Source organism: Nonomuraea ceibae, assembly GCF_019396325.1.
Lineage (GTDB): Bacteria > Actinomycetota > Actinomycetes > Streptosporangiales > Streptosporangiaceae > Nonomuraea > Nonomuraea ceibae.
In genome coordinates this window covers 1-8339 of sequence record NZ_JAHKRO010000205.1, presented here as the reverse complement: position 1 = coordinate 8339, position 8339 = coordinate 1, and the positions used below count along the sequence as shown (strand labels likewise).

Here is an 8339-nt window from a genome sequence, read left to right as displayed (position 1 = left end):
GCGTCAACACTCGCACGAAGAGGATCATGCGCCAGATGCACGGCCGGGCCGGATTCGACCTTCTGCGCCACCGCATCCTGCTTCAGTGATGATCACTTAATGCCACCACCGATTACGGGCCAGAGCCAGGACAACGGTGTAACTCCTGATCATGGAGGACACCCCTGATGAGTACTGTGATCCAGGCATCGACGGAGATCGACCTGGAGGTCTCCGCGGTGGCGCGCAAGAAGCTGGACAACTCAACGGACGGGGAGCTGGTGGCCAGGCTGGTCGACCAGGCCCGGGCCGAGGGTGTGGAACTGGTCGGTGAGAACGGGCTGCTGGGCCGGTTGGCCAAGCTGGTGCTGGAGTCGGCGCTGGAAGGCGAGATCGCCGATCATCTCGGCCACGACGAGCACGAACGCTTCGGCAATGAGACCGGTAACACCCGCAACGGCAGCCGGTCCAAGACCGTGCTTACCGATGTCGGCCCGGTCGAGATCACCGTGCCACGCGATCGAGAATGAGAGGAACGCCGTCGAGCGCCTGATCAACAGGCTCGAGGCACGTGCAACGATGGCGCCGACGCCCGCCGACGATTGGGCCTCCAAACAGCAGTTCGCGCCCGCTGTACCACCACCTGCTGGGCTACGCGCTTCGGGGGGCGCTTGACGCTGCTTTTCTCTCGAGCGCCGCCAGCGTCGCGTCGGCCCAGTCGATCATCGTCTGCGCCTGCCGGAGCCCGAGATCCAGGGCGAAACGTCCGGTGAACTCCTCCGAGTCGGGAGCCCCCATGCACTCCAGCCCGCTGAACCGCGCCTGCGCGTCGGCCTTGATCCGGGTGACCACGGCGATCGCCTCGTCGGGGTCGAGTGCTGTGAGCAGGAACGCCTTCAGCGCCGCCTCGCTACGGACCACCGTGGACGGGGCGTGCCCGACCATCCAGTCGTGCAGCCGCGCCGTCCCCTCGGGCGTGATCGCGTAGATCTTGCGGCCGCGCGCGCCCTCCGACTCGACCTTCACCAGGCCGTCGTCGGCCATCTTCACCAGCTCCGGATAGATCTGGGTGTGACCGGCCTGCCAGACGTGGATGAGCGACTTGTCGAACGCCTTGGTCAGGTCATAGCCGCTCGCCGGGCCCTTCGCATCGAGCAGCCCGAGCAGGGCGATCCGTAGGGACATGCCCGTCAGCATATACGCCGATTGACATGTCATGACTTACATGTGAGTGTGCACATGTGAATCCTGACAAAAGAACTCGTGGCAACGGACTACTCCTGCTCGCCGTCGTCGGCGGCATGTTCCTGGCCATGCTCGACCAGACGATCGTGGGCACCGCGCTACCACGCATCACCGCCGAACTGGGCGGCACCGCCCTCTACACCTGGGTGGTCACCTCCTATCTGCTGACCGCCACCGTGACCGTGCCGCTGTACGGCAGACTCTCCGACCAGCACGGCAGAAAGCCCCTGCTGCTCGTCGGCATGGCCTTGTTCATCGCCGGGTCCGTGCTGTGCGGCGTGGCGCAGGACATGCCGCAGCTCATCGCCTTCCGGGCGCTCCAGGGCCTCGGCGCGGGCGCGTTGATGCCACTTTCCATGGCGCTGGTGCTCGACCTGTTTCCGCCGGACCGCAGCGCCCGGGTGCAGGGCGCGCTCGGCGGGGTGATGGCGCTGAGCTTCCTCGCCGGCCCGTTCATCGGCGGGATCTTCACCGACCAGGCGAGCTGGCGCTGGGCCTTCCTGGTGAACGTGCCGCTCGGCCTCGCGCTGATGGCGATCGTCGTCCTGCGACTCCCCCGGCTGCCCGGCACCGGCGGCGGACGCCCCGACTACCTCGGCATCGCCGTCTTCACCGTCGCCGTCAGCGCCCTGCTCGTCGGACTCACCCAGAAGGGCGACGGCGGCAACACCTGGACGAGCGCGCCCGTCGCGCTGCCGATCATGGCCGCACTGGTGCTGCTGGTGGTGTTCGTGCTCGTGGAACGCCGAGCCGAGCATCCGATCATGCCCCTGCACCTGTTCGCCAACCGCAACTACACGCTCGTGATGATCATCTCGTTCTGCACCGCGTTCTGCATGTACGCCGGGGTGGTGTTCCTGCCCCGTTACTTCCAGGAGGCCCTTGCGGTCAGCGCGACCGAGTCCGGGATGCGCATCTACCCGCTCACCATGGCCATGGTCCTCGGCAGCGTCCTCACGGGCGCGCTGATGAGCCGGACCAACCGGCTCAAGCCGTGGCTGGCCGTGGCCCCGTTCCTGCTGGTCGCCGGGGCCTGGCTGTGCGCGAACCTGACGACCGCCACCTCAGGCTGGCTCCTGGCCGGATGGATGGCACTGATCGGGCTCGGCATGGGACCGATGCTGTCCGGGCTCACCGTGGCAGCCCAGCAGGCCGTGCCGCCACAGCACATCGGCATGGCCGCAGCCAACCTGACCTTCTTCCGGCAGATCGGCGGCTCGGTCGCGCTCGCCGTCGGCGGCACCGCCTACAGCTCCGTGATCGGCCAGGCGGCACCCTCACACGGCCAGGCCGCCGCCCACGCCGAGGCGGCCGCCGTCGTCATTCCCCTGCTGGGCGTCACCGGCGCGCTCGTCGCGCTCGCCGCCATCCTCGCTCTGCGCGGCGGCAGGCTCGTACGAACGACCGCGCCAGGCCGGGAAGACACAGTCCTGGCCACACAGGCGTGAGCGATCACGCAGTTGGCGAGCAGCTCGTCGAACCTGATGATGTTCGTCGGCGATGGTGTGGAAGGACTCGTTGCGGTTGGTGATCTGCGCCATTTGCTCGCGCAGGTCCGGGTCGGAAAGGTGGCCGATGGTGCGTCCGGCGCGGCCGAGCTCCTGCCCAGCAAGATCCGCGTCAACTCCGTCGCCCCCGGTTACATCAAGACCCCCACCATGGGCGTCGCCGGGCTGAGCGAGGAGGAACGCCGTGAGTTCGAGCTGCAGGGCAGCCAGACCACTCCGCTCAAGCGCAACGGCACCGTCTTAGCCTAGTCATCCGCCTGAAATTCGCCAGTTAAGTCACTATGGTGTTGGTTGTGGCGCATCCAGGACCGTCCGCAGTGGAGATCCGCTTATCGAACAATGAACGGGCTCGGCTGATCGGTATGTCAGCAGAGTCGTCGAGGGTGGCGGTGCGGGCGAGGATCGTGCTGGCCTGTACAGGGCCGGGGATCAGCACGGCGTAGGTGGCGCGGGATTTGGGCCTTGCGGAGAGCATGGTGCGTAAGTGGCGTGCGGCTTTCGCCCGGGGTGGGCTGGGGGCGCTGGCCGACGAGGTGCGCACGGGCCGACCGAAGGCGGAGATGACGGTGTCGGAGGCCGAGCGGGCGGTGCTGCTTCGATGGGCGCGGCGGGCCACGTCTGCTCAGGTCTTGGCGCTGCGCGCGAAGATCGTGCTGGGGTGCGCCGACGGCATGGACAGCAAGCAGATCGCTGCTGAGCTGCGGGTGCATCCGGACACGGTCTCCAAATGGCGCCACCGGTTCTTGCGCCTGCGGCTGGACGGGCTGATCGATGAGGCGCGCCCAGGACGGCCGCCGTCGATCAGCCTGGATCAGGTCGAGCGGGTGGTGGTGGCCACGCTGGAGGAGACGCCGGCCGGCGCCACCCACTGGACCCGCGCTTCGATGGCGCGGCGCAGCGGGCTTTCGGAGTCGACGATCGGCCGGATCTGGCGGGCCTTCGATCTCAAGCCGCACCGCACGACGACGTTCAAGCTGTCGACGGATCCGTTGTTCGCGCCAGAAGGTCGTTGACGTGGTCGGGCTGTATCACGACCCGCCGGAACGCGCGGTGGTGTTGTGCGTGGATGAGAAGTCGCAGATCCAGGCGCTGGATCGCTCCCAGCCGGTGACGGGCGATGATGCCGGGCATGCCCGAGCGGCGCACGCACGACTACGTGCGGAACGGGATCACCAGTCTGTTCGCCGCCTTTAACATCGCCGACGGAAGCGTCATCGGCGAGCTGCACCGCCAGCATCGCACCGCCGAGTTCAAGAAGTTCCTGGCCACGAGCGACAAGACGGTGCCGGCCGAGCTGGACGTCCATCTGATCTGCGACAGCTGTGAGGCTCAAGGCAGTACCGCTTCAGGTCAGGCCTGACCCGTGCGACAACTGGCCTTGGTGTCCTACCGTAGATCTGTCGGCCTGATCGGGGCGGTGCTGTATGCGCCGGTCCGGTGGAGCGTGTCCCGATAGGGGCGGCTAGCGCACGCACGCCAGCCCATGAGCCGTCACGTCGTGATGGCCGACTGCCCCGGTTCCCCGCCGGTTCTCCGGGCTGCCTCCTCGACCTCTTCGAGCATCTGCAGGGCCAAACGCGGATCGGTGAACAAATGCGGATTCCTCCTCATGCGATCGACCTGCTCCGGCGATAGCTCCCGCACCAGCGGGACACCGTCGATCTTCAGGATGAGCACGTTGCTGAAGTAGAGAAGAGCGTTGGAGCTGTTCTCCAGGGACTGCAGGATCGCCGCGATTGCCTCGCCCTGAGCTTTGGTGATCTGAGATTGCGGCTCTCCGTGCCAGCGGGCCTCGGCGCCGGCCCGCGCAACGCCCACCGCACCGTCCACCCCCTCCGGCGTTGCCTGCCGTTTGAACGCGGCGACGAATGCCTGCCAAACCGATCCCTGTACACGAGGCAGTTCTTGATGAATCTCCAGGCCGAAGCTACTGAGGGCCCTGTCCAGTGCCTGGCGGACTTCGGGGTAGTCCTCGTCGTTATCCATGTAGATGGCGACCGGCGCCAGTGACATCCCGGGGGGCGGGACAAGCGAGATCATCATCGCCGTCATGAACCAGCTTTCGGCGAGGGAAGCACCTTCAGGTTCACTTGCGGCCAGCTCGCGAAGCCAGTCACTTGCCTCTTCGGCGCGCCGCCCAGGCAGTGTCGACCGCCGTTCCATAGCCCGCATTTCATGCATCAGTTCGGCTTCGAGCGAGACCCGATGTTGCCGGTGTGAACGATCCGCCTCGGCCTCTTGCTCTCGGCGCGCCTGCAGCCAAGTCAGGTAACCGGACGCCCTCTCGGTAAGAAACTCCGCCTGCTGGTGCAGCCGGGCACGCCGATGCGGGAAGAGGAAGATGGAGCCCATTTCCCCCAGCTGGACTGCAAGATCGTTGATCTCTTCGATCAGCCTGGCGGCCATCTGGTCCGTCTCGGGAGAGACTTCCTCCAGGGCCGATCGGAGGTCGAGAAGCGCCGCTCGCGCCTGTGCCGCATCGAAGGGCTGCGCGATGTGGTCGTGCTGGTCATCTTCTGATGAGGGTGACATGACGCTCCTTCGGATGGGAGTGCAGAGGCCGACGTCACGCGTGGCGTTGTCGGGCCAGAGGCTGACCGGGCGGCTGTAGCTGAGCAGGACGGGGAAAGCGGGCAGCGTCCGTGCGTCGCGCTTACGGATACTGGGGGCGCCCGGCTGCGCGGGCGACGGTGGCGCCGCCACGCCGCGGCGGCGCTTGTACTGGTGCAGGACGCGCGGGGCCGTCTTGCTGAGGGGTGGCCTTCGTGGCCGGCACTGGTGTGGCAGCTGCGGATGTCGCCCATAGCCTGTTCCATGGTGGTTGGAGCATTGCGGCTGTCGGCCAGGTAAGTCACGTCGTTGGCGACCGTCTGTGCGGTCGCGGGCAGGGCGAGGCGACCGCTGGGGGCGCACCAAGCGGCGAACAGCCGCCATTGCCGTGCGCAGGCGCGGCGGGTATTGGGCGGGAGGCTGCCGGTCAGACGGACGCGGGTGCTGTCGCTGATGAGCGAAGTCAGCGTCGGTGCAGGCCTGGCGGTCGGACGGTTGAAGGTGTCCGGGCCGGAGGGCGGGGACGAACTCGGTCATCGGTGTTCGCTCCGTGGTCGCTTGGTGGGCGTGTGCGGAGTGAGGCCATGCGGATCGACAGATTTCGATCTTGATTCGTAGTCCCGCGATAAGCCACCTTATCGCGGGCCTTAAGGTCCGGTCAGGTCAAACGCCCCACTCCCAGAGCGCCCCGCTCATAGCGGAGCTGGCCTTGGCCGGCAAGGGGTATCAAGGCGCCGAAGGCCCGATCGACACGCCGTACAAGGGGGCGTAACAAGCCCGCCTCACAGAAGGCGGCCAACCGCGCTCACGCTCGGCTACGCGGGCCTGGCCGACGCGCCAACGCCCAACTCAAGAGTTGGCGCATTCTCAGCAAACTCGCTTCTGCTCGCACAAAGGCAGGTGTGCTCTGCAAGGCGATCGCCGTCCTGCAGAACTACGCGCTCACCCGAGGATGAAAAGAGCTCAATGCCAGAACAAGCGTGATGGCCAAGTTGCGCACGGCATGCGCCTGAATCCTTCCAGGAAGATCCATATATGCGTTCGGTGAGGACTTGTAGCAATCCGTTGCAAGATGGACTTGATCGTGCCACGATGACTCAACGCGACGTCGAAAGGGTTGCCATGGGCGGCAATGGCCGACGATTTCTCGCTACTGTGCTGATCTTGGTCATTGCCTCGACTGCAGGGGCTTGCACAAATGATCAGTCCGACGCGGTTGGGGCTCCGGACGAAACCAGTGCCGTCGAGACGCTGGCAACTACAGTGGAGGAAGATCCGACCCCGCCCACTTGTGCAGATTCCGCGCTGTCCGAGACCCTTTCTGGTACCGGGTCTGCCCTGCAGTTTGAGCGGGTCACCCCCACTGCTAGAAATGGGCAACTGAACTTCATCGTGCCTGGGGCAGCGTCTGGAAGCCTAAAGCTAGACTCACAGCCTTTCGGTATCATCTTCGAGCAGGCATTGGCAGACGGTGCCTTCATCTACGGTCGCCCTCAGATTTCGTTCTGGATGAAGAACGTGACAAACAGCGAGGTCATAATCCTCGATCTTAGAGCGGTGAACATCAGGACAGTATGTATGCCGAAGGGCATACTCGCCTTATTTGGAACTCAAGGCGGCGACGCAGATCTGTTTGCGATGAACTTCGACGCGGATCGCCCGGTCGCGCTGATTCCTTCTAGTGACTCTGACACGATTCCCCAGACGCCATATTTCTCGACCCGAGGAGAACTTACACTCGCCCCTTCTGCCTCGGCGCAGCATATTCTTATCCAGGGCTATCTCGCTCGGAAAGCACGCACCTTCGAACTGGCCGTCACCTACAATGTGGACGGGGAGGAATTCACTCAGATAATCCGCCCGGACAGTGGGCCATTCCGCGTTGCGCCAGACATATGTCCCTTAGCGCAGGATCTACCCTCACTGACCGATGAAGACATCGCTCGCTTCCGCAGCCACAGATTCGCTGAAGTCGCCCGATCTTCCAATACAACCAGAGATCCGAATGGTAATATCGCTCTTGAAAAAGTGTCGCACGAGCAATACATGGAATCCTGCACCACCCTATGAGGCGACCGCGTAGGACTCAGGGCGCTGGGTCGCCGAATGCCACAGAGTCGGCGGGCCGGCAAAAGAGGGTCGTGATTGCCATCGCAGCAGTAATACGTATTACTGCTCCGCAGGATGAGGAGCCGTTGTCTAGCACTGAAGCGGCAGCGTCCCCGCAGCACCCATCTACAGAGATGTCACTTTCCGAGCGTAGGCAATTGCGAGTCGCCTGGATTCAGGCCGCGGTTGCCGCCGTAGCGTTGGCGATTTCAACGTACACAATCACTCAGCAAGTCCATCTGAACACGCAGCAACTGAAGCTTAACGAACAACAACACCGACTCAACGAGTATAGTGCTATGCGCGAAGAGCGCAAATATAGCACTCGTGTAGCAATGTGGTCGACTCCGGGAGACACTCCTTTCAGCAGTGTTCTGCCGCAGGGAATCAATCTGTCAATCCAGAACAGATCGCCGGTTCCCTTGCGCAATGTTCACGTGCGGGCGTCCCTTGCCTCCGGGCATGTCGGCGACGTCTTATTGCCGGAAATGCCGCCATGCACAATACGGAGGTATCGGATCGCGCCGCCTGAAGGGGACGGCTTCAAGAAGGCCGACAACAGTTCTATGAGCTATATCGGCTTGTCGCTCCACTTCTGGGTAGACAATAACTATTGGCAATTAACCAGTGATAGTCTGAAGAAAAGTGTTAAGGTCGATGAAACAGGTCGGATGCGTCGACTCCTAGGCTTTCCTGTCGAGAGCTTCGACCCTAATCCCAGTACAGGCCGAGGTGAGGTGCCGCAAGCGGCGCTTGTGCAAGATTGTGGCGAGGGCGGCTGAGGTCTGAGTCGCCAGAAACCAGGGCGCCGACCCCATGGCCGCCATCGACGCCACCTACCTCGGCTCCGAGAGCGAGGCGCGTGACCTGCTCGCCCTCCTGGACCGCCTGCCCGCTCCGCTCTCCGACAGCAGGCGGAACATGGCCGTCTGCGACATCGGCGGCATC

8 protein-coding genes and 2 pseudogenes are annotated in these 8339 nt (G+C 64.4%); 8 read left to right on the top strand and 2 right to left on the bottom strand.

Annotated features, from left to right (window positions below; all coding sequences use genetic code 11):
- Positions 1-167: 167 nt before the first annotated feature.
- Positions 168-506: pseudogene (locus tag KME80_RS52480) on the top strand (transposase); the annotation flags it as partial.
- 124 nt (positions 507-630) lie between these two features.
- Here the strand turns inward: KME80_RS52480 and KME80_RS48765 are convergent.
- Positions 631-1164 carry a PadR family transcriptional regulator gene (locus KME80_RS48765; protein WP_219519511.1) on the bottom strand — a complete coding sequence of 178 codons (534 nt, stop codon included), beginning with the start codon at positions 1162-1164 and terminating at the stop codon, positions 631-633.
- Positions 1165-1220: 56 nt separating this feature from the next.
- Between KME80_RS48765 and KME80_RS48760 the strand changes: the two genes are divergently transcribed.
- From KME80_RS48760 to KME80_RS51475, 4 genes are all read left to right on the top strand, one after another.
- A complete protein-coding gene (locus tag KME80_RS48760; RefSeq protein WP_308126264.1) occupies positions 1221-2672 on the top strand; it encodes an MDR family MFS transporter in 1452 nt (483 codons plus the stop codon).
- Positions 2673-2684: 12 nt separating this feature from the next.
- On the top strand, positions 2685-2981 hold the full coding sequence (locus tag KME80_RS51485; protein WP_246647091.1) for an SDR family oxidoreductase: 297 nt from the start codon (positions 2685-2687) through the stop codon (positions 2979-2981).
- Positions 2982-3175: 194 nt separating this feature from the next.
- Positions 3176-3745: a helix-turn-helix domain-containing protein gene (locus KME80_RS53115; RefSeq protein ID WP_308126263.1), complete on the top strand. Its 570-nt coding sequence runs from the start codon at positions 3176-3178 to the stop codon at positions 3743-3745.
- A 116-nt stretch (positions 3746-3861) separates the two neighbouring features.
- Positions 3862-4092, top strand: coding sequence for a hypothetical protein (locus KME80_RS51475; protein ID WP_246647089.1), 231 nt, complete (start codon positions 3862-3864; stop codon positions 4090-4092).
- A 131-nt stretch (positions 4093-4223) separates the two neighbouring features.
- On the opposite strand, the gene KME80_RS48745 is transcribed toward KME80_RS51475, so the two are convergent.
- Complete coding sequence (locus KME80_RS48745) at positions 4224-5264, bottom strand: hypothetical protein (protein ID WP_219519508.1); 1041 nt, start codon at positions 5262-5264, stop codon at positions 4224-4226.
- 721 nt (positions 5265-5985) lie between these two features.
- On the opposite strand from KME80_RS48745, the pseudogene KME80_RS48740 reads away from it, so the two are divergent.
- The 3 genes and pseudogenes from KME80_RS48740 to KME80_RS48730 form a co-directional block, all read left to right on the top strand.
- Positions 5986-6238, top strand: a pseudogene (locus KME80_RS48740) (transposase family protein); the annotation flags it as partial.
- Positions 6239-6374: 136 nt separating this feature from the next.
- Positions 6375-7352, top strand: coding sequence for a hypothetical protein (locus KME80_RS48735; RefSeq protein WP_219519504.1), 978 nt, complete (start codon positions 6375-6377; stop codon positions 7350-7352).
- Positions 7353-7423: 71 nt separating this feature from the next.
- Positions 7424-8173, top strand: coding sequence for a hypothetical protein (locus tag KME80_RS48730; RefSeq protein ID WP_219519501.1), 750 nt, complete (start codon positions 7424-7426; stop codon positions 8171-8173).
- Positions 8174-8339 lie beyond the last annotated feature (166 nt).